The sequence below is a fragment of the Sulfurimonas sp. genome (assembly GCF_018698455.1).
Classification (GTDB): Bacteria; Campylobacterota; Campylobacteria; order Campylobacterales; family Sulfurimonadaceae; genus Sulfurimonas.
Window position 1 is genome coordinate 1 of the sequence record NZ_JABIOQ010000072.1, and the last position, 19,630, is coordinate 19,630.

Here is a 19,630-nt window from a genome sequence, read left to right on the forward strand (position 1 = left end):
CTGGATAAGCTATGCCCCCTATGATAGAATTCTTTTCTCTGCAACAGCAAAAGCAATACCCTCAAAACTTTTTGAACAGTTAGCCGATGGTGGCATTTTAGTAGCTCCTATGGTAAAAGGCAATAAACAAGTTATAACAAGATTTATTAAGAATGGCGATATCATTGAAGAAGAAGAATTGGAAGATTGTGATTTTGTTCCTGTTTTGGATGGTGTTCAAAAGTAAAAACTTGGATATAAAATTAAAATTATGATGATCCTACAAAAGATCGTGATACTTATATGGCGAAGTAGAGTTTCAAGTGAGTGTGAAGTATGACTTTTCTCTAAATCTTTTAGGTCTGGGAGAACTCTATACGGTGGCATACACTCAGCACTCAATGTGGTAATATTATGTAGGTGATGCTTATTTTAGAGTAAGTGATTATACACCAGAGTTTTTTATAACGGTTCCCTTGAAGCAAGAGTATATTAAAGCAGTTCGCATGTCATTTGCACATACTTCAAATGGATTGGGTGCTCCGCATGAAAGAGCTTGGAGCTACACTGCCATAATATAAGTCTGTTTTTTGGAGTTGGCTTTATGGGCTAAATTTCCTGATAATTGTGACTATAATCCAGAGCTAGTCGATACGATTAACCATGGACATGTTAAGTTTATACTTCCTTATGAAAAACATCTTTTAACGACACTCTTTAGAAATAACTTTTAAAGTAAGGCCACAATAGATATACACTATAGTTACCCACTTTTTGAGAGAGTTTATTTCTTTATGTAAAAGCTTTTACAGGTTATGGTGAGACTATGAGTTCTTATGCTGGAAATTCAGACAATGCTGGTCAAGCGCCACAAGAAGATGATTATGCAGAAAAAATTGGAATAGGATTTAGTTTATCGAGGTAGTTAAAGTTTGTTATAGTAAAATATATTTAATTTAAAATGGGGATTTCCATGGAAGATGTGTACGGAATAGAATATAGCAAACCTGAGGTTGTGCTTCTTCAAGATACTGGAATAGGCGTTGCAGAGAGTGCTGCTCGTACTTGTTATGACTCTTTTACTAACAGTGAAAATAGTGTTATAAAAGATATAGAAAATAGCATGCCAACTGGTGCTATGTGCGATGAGATAAATGACATTGAAGATTCAGCACTTTTGGACGATCTCGCATGGACTTACTTTCATCACTCAATCCTTGAACATGCAAACCTTAGTTTTTTAATCCGTGGAACTTCTCGTGGTGTTTTACAAGAGCATGCACGCCATCGTTTACAAGCCATAAGCGTTAGAAGCACGCGTTACACTATGAGTTCACTTATAAATGCATTTGTAGCTTCCAAGCATGGAGGGGATAGAGATTTTTTTATAGATAAAATTCTGCTATTAGATATGTTCGTTACTTGTGATGAAGCTTATAATCGCGTGGAAATAGGCGGAATGTACGACAAGCTTGATTTCCAGTTTACTAAGGTTGAAGACTTTTACAGTATTTCTGTTGCAAAAAGTTCACTTCCTTTTTTAGAAGAGTTTTCTGATGATGCACAAAAACTTTATGATGCACTTCAATCAGGCAAGAAAAAACGTAATGTTGGAGATGCTTTTAAGCATATAATCTCGGATAATGTTAAGGTAGATATGGTTGTAACATTCAATCTCAGAAGTCTCAAAAATTACTTTACACTTCGTGATAGTGGGGCTGCATTTTTTCAAATTCGTTGGCTAGCACAGGAAATGATGAAAGTGACACCTCAAAAATATTTAGATTTAATTATGAAAAAAAAGCAGGATTAGAAGATGATTAAAATTTTACTAACAATAGCAGTGGGTATTTTTCTAAGTGGATGTAGTAATTTCACTATAAATGCAACGATGTGTGATCAAATAGCTAGTGAGCCAAATGCTATAATGCCTCAAGAATGTAGAGCTTACAATGAAGAAGAAGCGCAAAAAGCATTTGACAAAACAATAGAGAATAAAAAAGTAAGTAAAGAAGATATAGAATTTCATAAAAAGAGTAATTAAAAATGAGTAGAAGTAGTATTTGTGAACTATGTGCAAGTGAAGATGGTGTAGAGGTTATAGAACTTCCTGTGAGTGATGGAAGTGATGAGCAGTCAGTGTATGTGTGTGCAAATTGTAAGGGGCAGATAGAAAGCGGTGACTTAGATGAAGCACACTTTAACTGTCTAAATGATGCAATGTGGAGTGAAACGCCGGCTGTAAAAGTTATGAGTTATATTCTCTGGAACACTCTAGGTCGTCAAGATATGGTAGATATGATGTACCTAGAAGAAGATGAACGAAATTTAGCCGAACAAGCAGTAAACGCAGCGGCAAACAAGTTAGTATATAGAGACTCTAATGGAGTTGAACTTCATACTGGAGATTCTATAGTAATCCTTAAAGACCTAGAAGTAAAAGGTGCTGGCTTTACTGCTAAACGCGGTACTACAGTTACACGTATAGGCTTGGCTCCGGGCGATGCTGGTCATGTAGAAGGTCGTGTTAATGGTACTAAAATTTTTATAAAGACTGAGTTTATTAAAAAAGCATAAGGCATTACTATATGAATCAAGAAGATCGTTTTTTCAAGATAGATAAAGATTTTAGAAATCCTTATGCACGCGATAGAGATAGAATCATTCACTCGGGTTCTTTTAGAAAACTTGAGTATAAAACACAGGTATTTTTAAATAATGAAGGTGACTTCTTTCGTACTCGTCTTACCCACTCTATTGAAGTTTCACAAATTGCGCGTTCAATCACTTCTAATTTGGGTTTAAACGAGTCTCTCTCAGAAGCTATTGCTTTGGCTCATGATTTAGGTCATACACCGTTTGGACATGTTGGTGGAGATACTCTTGATGAATGTCTTAAAGCCGATGGTTTTAGTAATGGATTTGAGCATAACTTTCAGAGCTTTCGTGTGGTCTCGCGTTTAGAGAAACGCTATAAAGACTTTGATGGACTTAATCTTACTTTTGCAACATTAGAGGGAATCTTAAAACATTCATATCCTTACCATAAGTCATTTTTACCAGATTCGATTCATGAGCAGTTTAACTTAGATAAACATCCCTCTTTTGAGGCGATGATAGTCGACCGAGCAGACGAAATAGCTTACATGAGTCATGATATTGACGATGGTGTGAACTCTGGAATTATTAGTTTTGATGACTTAAAGACGAGTGAGTTAGCTGTTGAAGTTTTAGCAAAAGTAGCATTAGAAGGTGTTGGTGAAGAGAATGATGAGATGTTTCGTTATAGATTTAGTTCACATCTTATAAACCATCTTGTGTATTCACTTCTAGAATACTCGGGTCCAAGAATCAAAGATATTAATAACGTAATGCCAATTGGTTTTGAGAAAGAACTTGAAACAAAGATAAAAAAGCTTAAAAAAATTCTGTTTACAAAAATGTACCAGCACAAGAAAATAGTTCGTAAAATGTATGCAGGAAGACAAGCGATAAAAGGACTTTATAAAGGTTTAATGGAAGAAGAAAAGATGCTTCCAGAGTTTTATCGTAAGCAGTTAGAGTATAGAAATAAACATAGAGTAATTGCTGATTATATAGCTTCGATGAGTGATCGATATGCACTCAATTTTTATAATGAGATGTACGGGAAGTAATTTTGTGGTTGTTTGAGTGTGTTTTGTAGTGAAACGCAGTCCCGAGGGACTAACGCTTACAGGCGTGATTCATAACGTCTCATCATATAAAGACGCTTAAGCATCTTTTTACGAGAAGCAATTTTGAACTTCTTACGTTTTTCAGTTTCCGTTTCGTGGAAACGGCGAGCACGAGCTTCAGTAACGATTAAGTTACGGTCAGTCTGCTTTTTGAAACGTCTATAAGAAGCGTCAAAGTTATCATCATGGCGTAGTACAATACCAGGCATATCACATCACCCACTTTCTTTGAAAAATTTTGTCGAGTTGCAATTATACCAAAATAAGATATAAATATAAAGCCCGTAGTATAATCTCTTTTAAAGTAAAAATATATAACAATAATAATAGAAAAAAAGTTGTGACATGAAGAAGTGCTACAATAGTGAAAAGGGGTAGCAGATAGAATACTTAACACTTATATTTAATGCATTAATTGATCTTAGTAATGCGATGGCTCCTTACATACTGTTTGGTCTAATCTTTGCTGGAATTTTACATGAACTCGTTCCAGATACCATAGTCTCAAAACACCTTGGACAAAGTTCAATACTGTCGGTAATAAAAGCAACAGTCTTCGGTATACCTCTTCCTGTTTGTTCTTGTGGAGTCGTACCTTTGGCGACAAGTATTAAAAAAAGTGGAGCGAGTAATGGCTCAACTCTCGCATTTTTAATCTCAACACCCATAACCGGAGTAGATTCGATCTTAGCAACTTATGGAATGTTTGGGTGGGTTTTTACTATCTATAGAGTGATTACTTCTATGATAATCTCAATCATTGCCGGAGTACTTGCTAACTTTTATGGAGATAAAGAAGAAGCACCAAAACCAAAGCCTACATTTAGTATGGCATCTCCAGTAAAACCTTCGATGGCTATGAACTTTTCAGCTTCAACAACAACTAGGAAGACAGATGAGCCTGTAAGTTGCTGCTCATCGGTAGCTTCTCTGCAAGAGAAAAAACCAAATATTTTTATTCGTGTGTTTAAATACTCTTTTGGAACTTTATTAAAAGATATATCTTCTCCTCTTCTTTTTGGACTTATATTAGGAGCACTCATAGCGGTAGCTATTCCACAAAATTTTACTGAAGTCCTTATGGAACATAGTTGGATATCATATATTATAGTTATCGCAATAGCTGTTCCTATGTATGTATGTGCAACGGCATCTCTTCCAATAGCTGCAGGACTGATACTAGCAGGTGTCTCTCCTGGAGCGGCATTCGTGTTTTTAAGTGCAGGGCCGGCGACAAACACTGTAACAATAGGTGTAGTAAAAAAAATGTTAGGTCTAAGAACTCTCTATGTTTATCTTGGAACTATCATTATTGGTTCTGTTGCTTTTGGTTTTGGACTAGACTATATACTAAAAGATGTTTCAGTTTCAGAGATGGTGCATCTTCATGAAGAGACAAGTCTCGTGGCCTGGATATCGACAGTTATTTTGTGGATTTTTGTTTTTTATTATATATTAAAGCCTTATTTGATAATCAAAAAAAATAGCTTTAGCAGAAGATAGTGTAGATACTCAGGTAGAAGAGATAGAAAATGCTCCAGGACAAGAGAGTTCGTATTATGAATGAATTTAACAAGTAATTGCCAACTATGAACAATGAAGATTGTTCTCAAGCTATTCAAAAACTTCAAGCTTAAAACAAGAATGTAAGCAAGAGAAGAAGGTGCTGAGCCTACTAAACCTACCATCAGATGATGGTGCTAAACTTTGTCTATCTCAATAGAGATGGAGAAAAAAATGAAAGGACTTAGTATGTTGGTTCGACCTTTAGTTTAAACCTAGAAAATCATATAATCTTTTAACCAGCATTGGAGTATAATCTTTACTATGATTGCACAAGATTCCATAGAAGCCCTCAAAGCTCGACTTGATATTGTTGATGTTGTAGGGAACTATGTTGAGTTAAAAAAAGCAGGCGGGAACTATAAATCCCCTTGCCCTTTTCACGATGAAAAATCTCCCTCTTTCGTAGTAAGCCCCCAAAAACAGATATATCATTGTTTTGGCTGTGGTGCTGGTGGAGATAGTGTTAAGTTTGTTATGGAGTATGAGAAACTAAACTACCCAGAAGCACTCGAAAAACTCGCAGAAACTTATAACTTTACACTCACACATACAGATAACAAACATAACAAACCGCGTTCTCAAGTTATGGACAAAGTGAATGAATGGTACCAAACTCTTCTCACTCGAAATGCTACGGCACTTGCTTATGTTAAAGAACGTGGGATTTATGAGAGTAGCGTTGAGAAGTTCGGAATAGGGTATGCTCCTGACTCAAACGCGACTATAAATTACATTCGTTCAGAGCAGTTTGCCATTAAAGAAGCAATCGATATGGGTGTAGTTGGGTATGAGCCATCGAGAAACCAGACATATGCGCGTTTCATAGAGAGGGTAACTTTCCCTATATACTCAGGAAATGGTAGTATCGTTGGTTTTGGTGGTCGTACTATTACTGGACATCAAGCAAAATATGTGAACTCTCCTGAAACAGCTTACTTTAATAAGTCGCGTTTACTTTATGCATATCATTTAGCAAAGCAATCACTCTATAAAAAAGCAGAAATTATCATAACAGAAGGTTATCTCGATGTTATTATGTTGCATCAAGCTGGTTTTGATAACGCGGTTGCAACCCTTGGTACAGCACTCACAGTTGAACACTTGCCACTGCTTCGCAAAGGAAGTCCTCGTGTTGTTATGGCATACGATGGAGATAAGGCTGGTCGGGCCGCAGCACTTAAAGCAAGTAAACTCCTAAGCGCAAGTGGATTTAATGGTGGTGTTGCCGTTTTTGGCGGAGGCTTAGACCCTGCAGATATGGTAAAAGATGGTCGTGTTGAAGAGTTGGCAAATATGTTTAGGGATCCTAAGCCTTTTATAGAGTTTGTTTTAGACGAGATACTTTCTCTTTATGATCTTCGCAATCCCAAAGAAAAAGAGTCTTGTATGGGAGAAGGAATTAGTTATCTTAAAACGCTTTCACCATTGCTTCAAGAAGAGTATAATACATACCTTGCATCGCGTTTAGGTGGGCTTGGAGTTTCTCCATCACTTGTAAGAATCACCTCAAACACGACAACAAATCAGAATATACCACTGATGCAAAAAAACAGCCATAAAGATATGTGGGAACTTTCTTTAGTGAAAACGGTTTTAGAAAAACCACATTTTATAAACCAGATACTTGATGTTTTGGACCCTTCTCTCTTACTATTTCACTCAAGAGAATTTTCACTTGCAATAGCTTCTAAGTTTGACTCGCCTGAGCTCATGGCAATTAGTGTAGATGAAAGCATAGTAACTCTTAAAGATGAAGAAGCTCTTAATGCAGAGTTAATCACATTTTTAAGTAAACATTATGAGAGAGAACTTCGTAAAGTAAATCTTACTCAAAGCATTGGTTTTGAAGAGAAAGCCTTTTATATTCGTAAGTTTCGTGGTAAAATAGCTAAACTAAAACGCGGCGAATTAGTCGGTTTTGATGATTAAACTAGAGGAAGAAAAATGAAATTTTTATTTATACTTATCACTTTTTATACACTTAGCTTTGCACAAACACCTTTTACTCTCACAAAGTTTAAGAGTCTCTACCCAATGGTTGAGATATACACAGATAAAGTACCAGATAGCTATAAGGTTAAAATAACTAAAATTCTAAAAGAGTATACAGATGAACTTGGTATAAATACCAAGGGTTACTCTGACCGGCCTCTTGTGATTATGATATCTCGCATAGCAGTAGGAGATAAACTCACCCTTAAGATGGCTCTTATAATAGGTGAAGAAGTGAAGCGCCTTGATGATGGAGCAGAGGTATTTGCCATTACATACCAAAAGGTTGATATTTTTGAAGTAGAGGATTTAGACGAGGATTTAATCGATACTGTTGAGTATCTTCTTGAGCTCTTTAAAGAACAATATATAGAGGATAATGAATAGTGAAAAAAATCACATACATAGTTATAATAATGTTAATGAGTACATTGGCATATGGACAATCGTATAAAGAATTTGCAAAGAAGTTTAGTTATGAGCTTAGTTATGAACAAGCAATGAAAAGAGCTAAAGAAGAGAAGAAGGATGTGTTACTTATACAAGTTTCTAATTACTGTCCATGGTGTAGAAAGCTGGAAAAAAGAACACTTTCATCTGATAAAATAAACAAACTTATACAACAAAAATATATTCCTCTTATTGTAAACCGTCAAGAAGGAACACTGCATAAGCGTTTTGCAACACCTGTAGTACCTGTTTCTTATATTATAGACTATAGAGATGATACAAAATTTAAAAGTTTTCCAGGTTATCAAAGTAAAACAGATTTTTATTCTATTGTAAGTAAAGATTAGAATTTCCTATAATAGATTTTTTTTGTTATACTTAAGATAATTTTATTTTAAGAGGTATTTTATGGCAGGGATTCATTTTTCGTTTGAAAATTTTAAAGAGTTGATGAGCTTAAATATGGGTATCTCTGAGAGACTTGATGAGAACCGGGCTGAGAGCTTTACTCTGTTGTATTGCGATTTTTCTGGGATAGATGAGAGCTTGATCAATGATGCTCTTGAAAATATTTTAAGAACTTCAGATTCTATTGTTAATGATGGAAAAGACTATTTCTTTGTACTTCCATATACTGATAAATATGGTGCAGATATAGTTAAAAAGATGTTCGATAAATTCTTTGTTAAATTTTTAAATTCATTTTTACTTGCATACCCTGCAGACGGAGAGAAACCAGAAGAAATTCTCGGTAGTATGCAAGATAGCACAAGTGCATTTTTAAAAAAAGATTTACACTGTCTTGACCGTTTTACTAGAAACTACTAGTCAGTAGACTTAGTAAACTTATAATATTTAGAATTTTTGTAAAAAGAGATAGCACTTGCTATCCTCTGTTCTTTATAGATTTTTTTATCACACACCAACCTACATTTTATTTTTTTATTTTCCATAGCTTTTTGATTTAGCTTCTTTGTCCGGGTATCATATATAGATTCTGCAAAAAGTAGAGTGTGCATTAGTATAAATATTGGAATTAATTTCATAATCATAAAATCGGCACAATTGAGATTTAATTAATAAGATGGAACAAATAGTGCTATGTTTTCTTAAAATCCCTTCAATTATAGGGAAAGATATGGGAGAACAAGATGATTTCAGTAGATACTTCAAAACAAACATCGGCTTCGTCCTCACCTTTGAGTTTAGCAACTGATACAAAAGAAGAAGGGGGTTTTACTCTTTCTTTCTCAGAACTTCTAAAAGGTGTTAGCGGTAAAAAAGATGATAAAGAGATACAAAATGGTGCTCTTGTCTTATCTTTGACTGATACAAAGGATGTAAAAATATCTAAAGATGCCAAGGTAGGCACACTACTTTCTCTTCTCAAAGGAGAAGCATCTCTGGAGATAGAATTAGAACCTGTAGAGATAAATCCTAAGTTAACATCAGTCTTGAGTATAGATGAGCTCAAAGGACTGATAAAAGATGCTAAAGAGTATTTGAAGGATCAAATACTCCAGAGCGAAGGTTTCAAAAAATCAGAGATAGCTGCTCTTCCTAAAACATTAAAAGGATTAGCTGCTGTGGCAAAGAAGTTTGACATAGATATCTCTAAAATAACAATAGAAGAAGTTCAAGGTGATGTTAAAGTAGCTACAAAAGGTGAAAGAAAAATTTCAACCCCAGAAGCTAAAATAGTAATAATAGCTAAAGAACAAGGTCCTGTAAAAGAAGATGTTAAAAGTACAAAAGGGGAACTTAGAGAGTTACTCAGAAAAGATTTTAAATCTAAAAAACATATAGAACAAAAGAGTGATATAAAAGAAGATAATAAATCAGTATCAGTAAAAAGAACTGAGATAAAAGAAGATAATAAATCAGTAGCAGTCAAAAGAACTGACATAACAGAAGAAAATAAGAAAGCCGTATCATCTAATAACGCTGTTAATCTAGATGAAACTGAAGTAGCTATTGATGATATTGATGTAAAAATTAAAGTAAAAAGCTCAAAACCTTCAATCTCTTCTAAACAAATACAAGATGTTCCAGATGATATAAAGCAATCAGAACAAATTAAAATAGAGCAAAGTAGACAAGAAGTAATAAAAGAGTTACCAAAAGCTATAAAAAGTGAGCCACTATTTAAAGCACAAGCAAGTAAAGAGATAACAACAGAGCAACTTGTAAATACAAAAGCAGTGGCAATTGAGGTAAAGGCACCTAAGCAAAAAGCAGAAGAAACGCTAAAGATGCTTCTTCGCGGTGATAAAGCTGTCAAAAGCGAAGGGAATATAACTGCAGATTTTTCTGTTGCCACGGCACGTGTTATAGCACCACAAGCAACAACCGAGGTGAGTAAATCTCTAGAATCACTTCTCAATAATGACCCAAGCGATACCACTCAAAAAATAGATGGTGCAAATGTTTCAAAAGCTGATAGTTTTGAAGTAAAACTCAATGAAGCGAAACAGATGACTAAATATCTTTCTGTTGATGTTAAAAATGCTATAGAGGATTATAAGTCTCCATTTACGAGAATAAAAGTACAACTTAACCCTCAAAGACTAGGAGAGGTTGATTTGACTATAGTTCAGCGTGGGAAAAATCTTCATATAAACCTGAGTTCAAACAATGCAGCGATCAATGCTTTATCTATGAATGTAAATGATTTAAAAGTCCAGTTAACTAGCAATGGAATAAATAATGCTTCATTAAACTTTAGTAATAACTCTGAAAGTGGTCAAAATTCACATGAGCAGCAGAACTCTCAACATCAGAGAGAGGCTAAAGAAGAGTATGACTATTTTGAGAACGAAGAAGAAAATGAAGAGGTACTAAGCTCTTTAGAAATTGTAGTCCCCGACTACGCATAAAAATAGAAAGGATTTATTATGGCAATCACATCAACAGGCTTAAATGCCGCACTTTCTGCAGAACCGACAACATCAAAAGTAGTGGAAGATAAAAGAGTATTGGGAAAAGATGACTTTATGACTCTACTTTTAGTAGAACTTGAACATCAAGACCCTACGGAACCGATGGATTCTGAGAAAATTTTAACACAGACCTCTCAACTCGCAGGATTAGAATCATCAGAAAATACAAATAAAGCATTAGCTGACTTAGCTCTATCCTTAGGAACAGCAAATCAGTTCTCAACAATAGCAGCCATTGGAAAGACTGCCGACTTAGGGAGCAATGCTATAGTTAATGATGAGGGCTCAGTTAGCTCATTTGAAGTCTATTTCCCATCAGATATTGCACAGGGCACAGTAGAAGTAGTTAATAACGAAGGTGCTTTGATTAAAAGTATTGATGTGGGTACAAACCCTTCTGGTGTCTATCAATTTGATTGGGATGGTTCAGACAACGGAGGAAATCCAGCTGAAAGTGGTCTTTACTATGTCAACGCAAGCTACACGAATGCAGCAGGAAAGAACTTAGAAACAAGACTTGGAGCTTATCCGATAGAGTCTGTTAAATTTGATGCTGGACAAACACTAGTGAAAGTTGGTTCTGCCTATGTACCACTTGAAAATATAAAAGAAGTGTATTAAAGGGGTCTATCATGATGTCTCAAGCTTTTTATACAGGACTTTCTGGACTCAGATCAAATGCTCAGGCTATTGATGTAGTAACTGATAATTTATCGAATGTTAGTACTGTCGGTTATCGTGGATACACAACAGAATTCTCAAGTATGTACCAAAAAGCTATAAATACTGATGCTAGTATTACCTCAGTAGCCAATGGGATAGGTGTTGGGTCAGAGGTTGGTGGGGTAGTTATGGATCAAGCTCAAGGAGTTTTTCAGTTAACTGATAGTGCTACTGACTTAGCAATACTTGGTGATGGCTGGTTTGGTGTTGAGGGAAATGGACAAACTATGTATACTCGTGACGGTAGTTTTACTTTTGATGAGAATCGTGATTTAGTAACTCAAGATGGTTTTTTTGTACTCGGAACGATGGGAAATAACATTGCAAATAATGTGTTAACTGAACCATTAAGCGAGATAGCATTAGCCAATGTGTCAGAACAAGAAAAACTTTCATTTCCAACAGAATTGTATTTCCCACCAATAGCTTCAACAGAAGTAACCTTCTTAGGAAATCTAAGTTTGACTGAAGAGCAAATAAAACAAGATACCGCTGCATTAGCAGATATTGCGGCTAATGCACTTGACCCAAATCATAAGATTACTTTACCAAGAGCTGCTCTTAGCGTTAGCTCTACTGTAATAAATGCAGATGGTGTAAAAAATAATCTCAGACTAGAATTTTCTAAAGTTGATCCACAAGTCGCCCCTGGATCTCAATGGAATGTAAAAGCAACGGTTCAAAGTAGAGATGGGGCTGAAGTGTTTTCTACTGAAAATGGATTGGTTACTTTTGAAGAGCTTGGTGCCTTAACATCAAACAGTCTCAATACTATTGATAATCAAGGATCCCCTGTAGCTATAAATATGGGTGTAGGATTCGATGGCATAATTTCTATTGATACGGATAGCACTTTATCAAGTTCTTCTGATGGTGAAGAAGATGGAACACTAGTTGGGTATGAGATAGAGAAAAATGGCTCTGTGCTAGCTACTTTTACGAATGGTAAGCAGAGTGCTGTTGGTAGCATTGGTATCTTCCATTTTCAAAATGACCAAGGTCTAGAGAGAGTAAGTGGCTCTAAGTTTTCAGAAAGTGCAAATAGCGGAAAAGCAATATTTTTTCAAGATGAAAATGGTAATAACATAAATGGTACGGGTTTAGTAACTAGTAAGCTTGAGGGTTCTAATGTTAGAATGGAAGCTGGTTTAACCGATCTTATAATTTATCAAAGAGCTTATGACTCAAGTTCGAAGTTAATAACTACTGCAGATGAAATGCTTCAAAAAGCTCTTAGTATGGGTGCTTAAGAGAGTTTTTAAAAATGGAACACTAAATGCTTTATATCTTTAAGAATTAATAAACTATATGAAAAGTCTCTCTTTATCTAAGTGCCTTTTCTTGATAGATTAAAAAGGATATAAGATGTTAAAATCACTATATGCCGGTGTTTCCGGACTACAATCGCACCAAATTGCGATGGATGTGGAATCAAATAATATTGCAAATGTTAACACGACAGGTTTTAAATACTCTCGTGCAAATTTCTCAAACCTTTTAGCGCAAACAAAATCAATAGCTACAGCTCCGCAGGGAGATCTTGGTGGTAAAAATTCTGTTCAAGTTGGACTCGGATCAACTGTTGCATCTATGACAACAATCTATTCTCAAGGTTCTATTCAAAACTCTGACAAAAACACAGATGTTGCCATTCAAGGTGATGGATTTTTTATAGTTTCTCCTGATGCTGGGAATACTTATAAATATACTCGTGCTGGAGATTTCAAGTTTGATGCAAATGGAAATTTTGTAGACAATAATGGTTTTATTACTCAAGGCTGGTTAAGAGATTCAATTACTAAAAAAGTAGATTCTACTGCACCCATCACAAATATAAATATTCCTCCAGGTCTAACAACACCTGCAAGTCCAACAGCTGAAGTTGTGCTAAAGGCGAATTTAAACTCTGGTCCATTAGTAGAGAGCTTTTCACCTGCTTATACATTAGGGTCTCTAGCATTAACAACAGAACCAGCGGCAAGAGATGCAAACTCAACTGAAGTTGATTCTGGTGATTTAGGTGTGATGTTTAATGAAGCTGGTAAGGCTTATTCTCTTCAAGAGAAGCAAGGTTTTTGGGCCTCATATAAAAACTCGACTGTACTAGCCCCAGCAGCTGCTACTACTACTGGTGTAGTTGGTGCACCAGGTCTAGATATTACATTAACAATTGATACAGAATTAGGGATAGGTACTACAGTAAACATAACAGCAGATGATACATCAACAGCAAGTGGAAATGCAAGTTCTTATGTAGCTGCTATTAATGCACAATCATCTATTACTGGTGTTACAGCCTCTGCTGATACATTCAATGTGATTACTCTAACAAATTCAAACTCTTCAGATTCAGCTTCTCATAATATAAATATAACCGTAGCTGGAGCTGATAATAGTGGGCTTGTTACTGATTCGGATGTAACGGCATTTAGATATCAGTACAGTAGGTCAAGTGGAGTACCAAATACTCAGGGTGATGACACTTTTAGAACTATGGCAGAGCTAAGAAGTTTCATGCAAGAAGATGCACGATCTTTTGGGGCTATTCCGGCTAACAATAGTATTACTATAGAAGTTGACGAAGCTGGAAAATTTAAAATGAAAAATCTAGGTACTTCTCTGACTGACGATTATGATATGAACTTTAAAGTTACATCGTATACTGACAGAAGAACAGGTCTTGTAGTTTCAGAAAATGCAACTTTTGCTACAACAATGAAAGCTATGAATTCAGTACTTACTCGAGGTAGTGCAGGTACATCATTTTCACAAGGTATTAATGCTGCGACACACTCTAGTTCTATTGATGTTTTTGATTCACTTGGTTCTAAACATACTCTAAGAATGGAATTTAGAAAAGTTGAACTTGACACCAGTAATGGTAGTGCTTGGGATATGGTTATCTCTGTCCCTTCTCCAGCAACTATTGATACAGTTGCACCAACAAATGAAAAAAAAGGAATAATAAGCTTTAACAATGATGGATCAATATCAAGTTTAATCCCAGGAAACATATCGTTCTCTGGAAATAACGGTTCAGCACCAGAACAACAAGTAAAACTAGAATTTGGTACCATTAATGGCTTTGACGGAATGACATCTTTTGATTCTCGTTCATCTACATCTGGAATCTCTCAAGATGGATTTACTGGTGGAGATTTAGTTGGAATTAGAATTGACCAGTCTGGTACAATTGTTGGAAGTTTTTCAAATGGTCGTTCTTTTGGTTTAGCACAAATCGGTATGGCTAAGTTTACAAACAATGAAGGTCTTACAACAGAAGGTGGTAGTATATTTGTACAAACTGCCAACTCTGGTGACCCTACTATTGGTACAGCAGCTACATCAGGACGTGGATTTATCCAGTCTTCGGCACTTGAAGCTTCAAATGTTGACCTTTCTCGTTCACTCACACAACTGATAATTATTCAGCGTGGTTACCAAGCAAATGGTAAAACAATTACAACTTCAGATCAACTTCTACAGACATTAATCGGTCTGAAAAATTAAGGGATTTTTTCCTTTAATTTCTTTTCGATATAATAATCCTAATATAATACATTAGGATGAACCACCATGCAATTCTCTGCTCCCCTTAAATCAAACTCAAAAAAAGTAATGCTATTAGGTTCCGGCGAACTTGGAAAAGAAGTGGCTATTGAAGCACAGCGTTTAGGACTTGAAGTTATAGCTGTTGACAGATACCAAAATGCACCAGCACATAATGTCGCACACCGCTCATATGTAGTAGACATGCAAGACAAAGATGCCCTCCTTGAAATCATCTACCGTGAAAAACCTGACTATATTCTTCCAGAAATAGAAGCTATTAGTATGGATGCACTTTTTGCAGCAGAAGATAAAGGTTATAATGTTATTCCAAATGCAAATGCGGTAAGTAAGACTATGAACCGTAAAAACATTCGTACTTATGCGGCAGAAGTTCTTGACCTAAAAACAGGTCCTTATGAGTTTGTCACTACTGAGGATGGACTCAGAGTTGCAAGTAAACGTATGGGGTATCCTTGTGTAATAAAGCCTGTTATGAGTTCATCAGGTCATGGACAGAGTATTTGTCGTAGTGAAGAAGATGTCCCTGCATCATGGGAAATAGCAAAAGAAGCTCGTGGCGATGCTAGTGAGTTGATAGTTGAAGCCTTTATAGATTTTGATTATGAGATTACGATGCTTACAGCTCGTAATGGAAAGGAAACTGTTTTTTGTGAGCCTATTGGCCATGAGCAACGCGATGGAGATTATGTATTTTCATGGCAACCTGCTCAGATGAGTGACGAGGCAAAAGAAAAAGCACAAAAGATGGCCAAAACTATTACTGATGGTTTAGGTGGTCGTGGTCTTTTTGGTGTTGAACTTTTTATCAAAGGAGATGAGGTTTACTTTTCAGAAGTTTCTCCTCGTCCACACGATACAGGAATGGTTACTTTAATAACTCAGTCACAAAGTGAGTTTGCACTTCATTTACGTGCAGTTCTTGGTCTTCCTCTTGGCTTTACATTTTATGGTGATGGTGCTTCTGCGGCATATAAAACGCAGATGAAACATTCTAATGCACCTGTTATAAGTGTTGATGATTCACTCTTTAGTGAGAACTCTTTTGTACGAGTCTTCTCAAAACCAGAAGCACATGCGGGCCGTCGTTTAGCAGTTGCTCTTGTTTTTGATGAAGTTGAATCTGCACTAGAGCAATCTCGTGAGTTAATTGAAAAAATAAAAGACAACTAAATGCAAATAGTTTTACTAGACACACTCACATTTGGAAATACAGACTTATCTGTATTTGATGATTTAGGTGAGGTTTCTCTTTATAAAACAACTTCACCAGCACAGACACAAGAACGCATAGCAAATGCGAATGTTATAATAACCAATAAAGTTGTTATAACAAAAGAGTTTATGCTTTGCTCGAAAAGCTTGAAGCTCATTTGTATAGCAGCGACTGGTATGAATAACGTAGACCTTGACGCGGCAAAAGAGTTAAATGTAGAAGTGAAAAATGTAGCTGGGTATTCAACAGATTCTGTTATTCAACATACTTTTTCAATGCTTTTTTATCTGCTCGGACACTCTCGTTATTATGATGAAGTTGTCAAAGATGGAAGCTACTCTCGTAGCCCCATCTTCACTGATGTGTCGCATCCTTTTTTCGAAGTTAAGGGTAAGAAATGGGGAATCATTGGACTTGGAAGTATAGGAAGAGGTGTTGCAAATATTGCCAAAGCATTTGGAGCAGAACTCTTTTACTACTCTACTAGTGGTGTGAACCGCACTGAAGATTTTCAAAGAACATCATTAGACGAGATGCTTAAGAGTTGTGACATCATTACCATACATGCCCCATTAAATGAGAAAACTGATAATCTACTAGACTATAAAGAACTTGCTACATGTAAAGATGGGGTAACTATTTTAAACCTTGGACGTGGAGGAATCATTAATGAAGAAGCTGTAGCTAAAATCATTGATGAGAAAAATATTTTCTTTGGTTTAGATGTTCTTACAAAAGAGCCAATGAGAGAAAATCACCCTTTACTCAATGTTAAAAATAAAGAAAACCTCTATATATCTCCTCATATCGCTTGGACTTCAGTAGAAGCCAGAGAAAAACTCATAACATCCGTCATAGAAAACATTAAGAGTAGTTTTTAGAGCCTTATGGCAGAACTCACTCTTTTTATCAGTGCTTTTCTAGCAGCAACCATTCTTCCTTTTTCTTCTGAAGCCACATTTTTATTTGCAATAACAAACGATATGCCAATTTTAAATGCAATGATTTTCGCTTCTTTTGGGAATGTATTAGCCATAATATTTAACTACTACTTAGGGTTTTTTTTATATAAAAAAACAAAAGATAAATTACTCTCATCAAGAGTTGGTAAAAAATCTTATGAGTATGGAAATAGGTATGGTAATTGGGCACTACTGCTCTCATGGTTACCAATAATAGGCGATCCAATAACAATAGTTGCTGGTCTTTTTAGACTTAAATTTGTCTGGTTTATTATAATTGCAGGTTGCTTAAGGGTAGCAAGATATTATTTTTTAACTCAGTTATTTTAAAAAGAGATAATGCGAATTAAATTATTGTCCGTATCACTAATGTACATCTTTTTTAAATCTTTGTCGTAAAATAACGATTTTGGATGATTAATTCGAGCATTAGACTTATTACCATCAACCCATTCAGCACTATTGTCATTTAGTATACTGACAGCGGAGTTTGTCTCCAAATCAATTCCAAATATTTTATTTGTACCAATGTCAGAAACAAAGAGGATTTTATTGTTATGACTTATTGCAACTCCATATAAATTATTGAATGTTTCATTGTTAACGAGTTGAGTACTTACTGTTCCAGACAATGTGACTTTACGAATTTTATTATTACCATTGTCTACTACATATAAAGTATTTATTCCATCGTATGTAATTCCAGTTGGAGAAGAAAACTTTGAATTAGCTCCTTGTCCATCTATATCCCCTTGGGTGCTTCCAGCAAGAGTTGTGACTATGCCTTGTGAAGTGATTTTTCTAATACGATGATTATAAGTGTCCGTCACATAAAGATTTCCATTTCCATCCAGAATAGCTGCATATGGCTGGTTGAAAAGTGCTTGTGTTGAATTTCCATCTTTATATCCAGCAGAGCCATTACCCGCAAATAGGGTTGTAGTCGAGCCAATAGCTCTCTTGATGGAATGATTATAGCTATCGACGATGTAAAAAGTTTGATTAGAGTCCCATAAACCTACGATGGATGTTGGATTGTGTAAAAGTGTTGTAGATAGAGTACCTACTGCATCTCCTTGGGATGTCCCAACGGTTTGTTGTCCAATAAAGGTTGCAGTGATGCTTTTGTTTGTAGAAGCTAAATCCAAATGCCTAATCTTTTGATTTTGAGTATCGCAAAAATAGAGGTTGCCTTGGGGACTAACGGTTAGACCTTCAGGTTTGAAAAACTCTTCGATTTTTTGATTGGCATCATCATCAGTAATGTCTTGTCCTGGTTCTCCACTTCCCATTACTGTTCGCACTATTTTTTCATTTTTAAGAATTTTCCTAATTTTATGATTGCCACGATCGACGATGTAAAGTTCATTTAGGGTTGAGTATAAGCCTATTGGTTCGTTAAACATAGCACTTGAGGTACTCGTTCCCTCTAAACTACCCCTGTTTTTGGTTGTATTTGTTCCATTATTGTCTCCAGCATAGCACGGTGTTGTGATTGGTGCATAAGTAGAATTGTAGTCAAGAATGGTATGGTCTTGAGTATTTGAAATATATAGTATATTTGTATTTACATCAAAGAGGATGCCTTCAGGAGCGTTTAATCCAATAATATTCGTATCAACCGCTCCAATTACATTATTTATCGGGACATCGTAAACTTTATTGCTTCCTTTTAAAAGAACGAGCAGATTAGTTCCATTACTTGTACTTGTCAGATCAATGGGCAGTGAATCTGAAGAAATTTGGCTAAAATCGATAAATGTTCCAACGTTATGAGCTGTTCCGCTTGTGATATTGATATCTCTAACAACGTTGTTTAGAGTGTCTGCTACATATAGAGTTGATCCAATGACCTCTAAACCATGAGGTTGATAAAAATGAGATAGTGAGCCATTTGCATCATCAGCGTAACCGCTTGATTTACTTCCTGCAATTTTAATGACGGTAATTTCGGATTCTTGAGGATTTCCGGTAATATTTGCATCTAATATTTTATTATTACCAGTGTCCGCTATGTATAGGTGCGTATCAAGGGGATTGCTTGCATCGATTGCTAAACCGGTAGGACCTGAAAAAAGTGCAGTCGTTCCTTGTTGCTCAGTATCGGTATTATCTCCACCGGCTCCGGTAGTACTACCTATAACAGTCAATACTGTGCCGTCGGGAGCTATTCTCCTGATACAGTTATTTGCGGCATCGCTAATGTAAATATATCCGTTGTCCATGACTAGATGTTCTGGTTTTTGAAATTTTGAGTAACTTTGAGCTTGTGTAATAGTTTTTATAACTGGAGTAGTTATATTAAGGTCCGATTCTGCTTGTGCTGTATTTTGTAGAGAGCTTGTAATGTCCTTTTCACTACCACATCCTACAATAAATATAGAGAGGAACCCAATTACACATAGTGAATAAAATTTCATGACTAGCCTTTTTTGAAAGAAGTTTGTTTTGGATTTATAATAGCAAAATGATTAGCATAAGTCAATTGTCGACTCTTGTGGTATAATAATTTTAATA

The 19,630-nt window shown here is 35.7% G+C and carries 19 protein-coding genes and 2 pseudogenes; 19 read left to right on the forward strand and 2 right to left on the reverse strand.

Translation table 11 applies throughout. The features are described 5' to 3' along the window. The 7 genes and pseudogenes from HOG88_RS10450 to HOG88_RS10475 all read left to right on the forward strand — a co-directional run. A pseudogene (locus HOG88_RS10450) lies at positions 1–226 on the forward strand (protein-L-isoaspartate O-methyltransferase); the annotation flags it as partial. A 193-nt stretch (positions 227–419) separates the two neighbouring features. Further along, positions 420–560, forward strand: a pseudogene (locus tag HOG88_RS11955) (phospholipase A); the annotation flags it as partial. A gap of 9 nt (positions 561–569) precedes the next feature. Next, on the forward strand, positions 570–713 hold the full coding sequence (locus HOG88_RS10455; RefSeq protein WP_295005916.1) for a hypothetical protein: 144 nt from the start codon (positions 570–572) through the stop codon (positions 711–713). Between the two features lie 239 nt (positions 714–952). Continuing rightward, the gene (locus HOG88_RS10460) at positions 953–1,792 is read left to right on the forward strand and encodes an FAD-dependent thymidylate synthase (protein ID WP_295005918.1); all 840 of its coding nucleotides are present in this window, start codon (positions 953–955) and stop codon (positions 1,790–1,792) included. Between the two features lie 3 nt (positions 1,793–1,795). After that, on the forward strand, positions 1,796–2,023 hold the full coding sequence (locus tag HOG88_RS10465; protein WP_295005920.1) for a hypothetical protein: 228 nt from the start codon (positions 1,796–1,798) through the stop codon (positions 2,021–2,023). 2 nt (positions 2,024–2,025) lie between these two features. After that, entirely contained in the window at positions 2,026–2,556 is a 531-nt protein-coding gene (locus HOG88_RS10470; protein ID WP_295005921.1) for an alkylphosphonate utilization protein, read from the forward strand. A gap of 11 nt (positions 2,557–2,567) precedes the next feature. Continuing rightward, positions 2,568–3,635 (forward strand): dGTP triphosphohydrolase, encoded by a 1,068-nt coding sequence (locus HOG88_RS10475; RefSeq protein WP_295005923.1) that lies wholly within the window; start codon positions 2,568–2,570, stop codon positions 3,633–3,635. 56 nt (positions 3,636–3,691) lie between these two features. Here the strand turns inward: HOG88_RS10475 and rpsU are convergent, their stop codons facing one another. Then, on the reverse strand, positions 3,692–3,904 hold the full coding sequence (gene rpsU, locus HOG88_RS10480) for a 30S ribosomal protein S21 (RefSeq protein ID WP_207561874.1): 213 nt from the start codon (positions 3,902–3,904) through the stop codon (positions 3,692–3,694). Between the two features lie 205 nt (positions 3,905–4,109). On the opposite strand from rpsU, the gene HOG88_RS10485 reads away from it, so the two are divergent. From HOG88_RS10485 to HOG88_RS10540, 12 genes are all read left to right on the forward strand, one after another. Next, positions 4,110–5,198 (forward strand): SO_0444 family Cu/Zn efflux transporter, encoded by a 1,089-nt coding sequence (locus tag HOG88_RS10485; RefSeq protein ID WP_295006175.1) that lies wholly within the window; start codon positions 4,110–4,112, stop codon positions 5,196–5,198. A gap of 324 nt (positions 5,199–5,522) precedes the next feature. Beyond that, complete coding sequence (dnaG, locus tag HOG88_RS10490) at positions 5,523–7,190, forward strand: DNA primase (RefSeq protein ID WP_295005927.1); 1,668 nt, start codon at positions 5,523–5,525, stop codon at positions 7,188–7,190. 15 nt (positions 7,191–7,205) lie between these two features. Further along, positions 7,206–7,640 carry a hypothetical protein gene (locus HOG88_RS10495; RefSeq protein WP_295005929.1) on the forward strand — a complete coding sequence of 145 codons (435 nt, stop codon included), beginning with the start codon at positions 7,206–7,208 and terminating at the stop codon, positions 7,638–7,640. Continuing rightward, positions 7,640–8,050, forward strand: a complete 411-nt coding sequence (locus tag HOG88_RS10500; RefSeq protein WP_295005931.1) for a thioredoxin family protein — start codon at positions 7,640–7,642, stop codon at positions 8,048–8,050. Before HOG88_RS10495 ends, HOG88_RS10500 begins: the two co-directional genes overlap by 1 nt. Positions 8,051–8,111: 61 nt before the next feature. Further along, on the forward strand, positions 8,112–8,531 hold the full coding sequence (locus HOG88_RS10505; protein WP_295005933.1) for a hypothetical protein: 420 nt from the start codon (positions 8,112–8,114) through the stop codon (positions 8,529–8,531). A gap of 323 nt (positions 8,532–8,854) precedes the next feature. Further along, positions 8,855–10,579, forward strand: a complete 1,725-nt coding sequence (locus HOG88_RS10510) for a flagellar hook-length control protein FliK (protein WP_295005935.1) — start codon at positions 8,855–8,857, stop codon at positions 10,577–10,579. 18 nt (positions 10,580–10,597) lie between these two features. Then, complete coding sequence (locus HOG88_RS10515; RefSeq protein ID WP_295005937.1) at positions 10,598–11,263, forward strand: FlgD immunoglobulin-like domain containing protein; 666 nt, start codon at positions 10,598–10,600, stop codon at positions 11,261–11,263. A gap of 11 nt (positions 11,264–11,274) precedes the next feature. Next, positions 11,275–12,615, forward strand: a complete 1,341-nt coding sequence (locus HOG88_RS10520; RefSeq protein WP_295005939.1) for a flagellar hook-basal body complex protein — start codon at positions 11,275–11,277, stop codon at positions 12,613–12,615. 115 nt (positions 12,616–12,730) lie between these two features. Beyond that, positions 12,731–14,875, forward strand: coding sequence for a flagellar hook protein FlgE (flgE, locus tag HOG88_RS10525; RefSeq protein WP_295005941.1), 2,145 nt, complete (start codon positions 12,731–12,733; stop codon positions 14,873–14,875). Positions 14,876–14,941: 66 nt separating this feature from the next. Then, positions 14,942–16,108: a formate-dependent phosphoribosylglycinamide formyltransferase gene (gene purT / locus HOG88_RS10530; protein ID WP_295005943.1), complete on the forward strand. Its 1,167-nt coding sequence runs from the start codon at positions 14,942–14,944 to the stop codon at positions 16,106–16,108. Further along, positions 16,109–17,032: a D-2-hydroxyacid dehydrogenase gene (locus HOG88_RS10535; RefSeq protein ID WP_295005945.1), complete on the forward strand. Its 924-nt coding sequence runs from the start codon at positions 16,109–16,111 to the stop codon at positions 17,030–17,032. Between the two features lie 6 nt (positions 17,033–17,038). Beyond that, positions 17,039–17,443: a VTT domain-containing protein gene (locus HOG88_RS10540; protein ID WP_295005947.1), complete on the forward strand. Its 405-nt coding sequence runs from the start codon at positions 17,039–17,041 to the stop codon at positions 17,441–17,443. Here HOG88_RS10540 and HOG88_RS10545 read toward each other — a convergent pair. Next, positions 17,440–19,533, reverse strand: a complete 2,094-nt coding sequence (locus tag HOG88_RS10545) for a hypothetical protein (protein WP_295005948.1) — start codon at positions 19,531–19,533, stop codon at positions 17,440–17,442. The two genes, HOG88_RS10540 and HOG88_RS10545, sit on opposite strands and share 4 nt — an antisense overlap. Between the last annotated feature and the right edge of the window lie 97 nt (positions 19,534–19,630).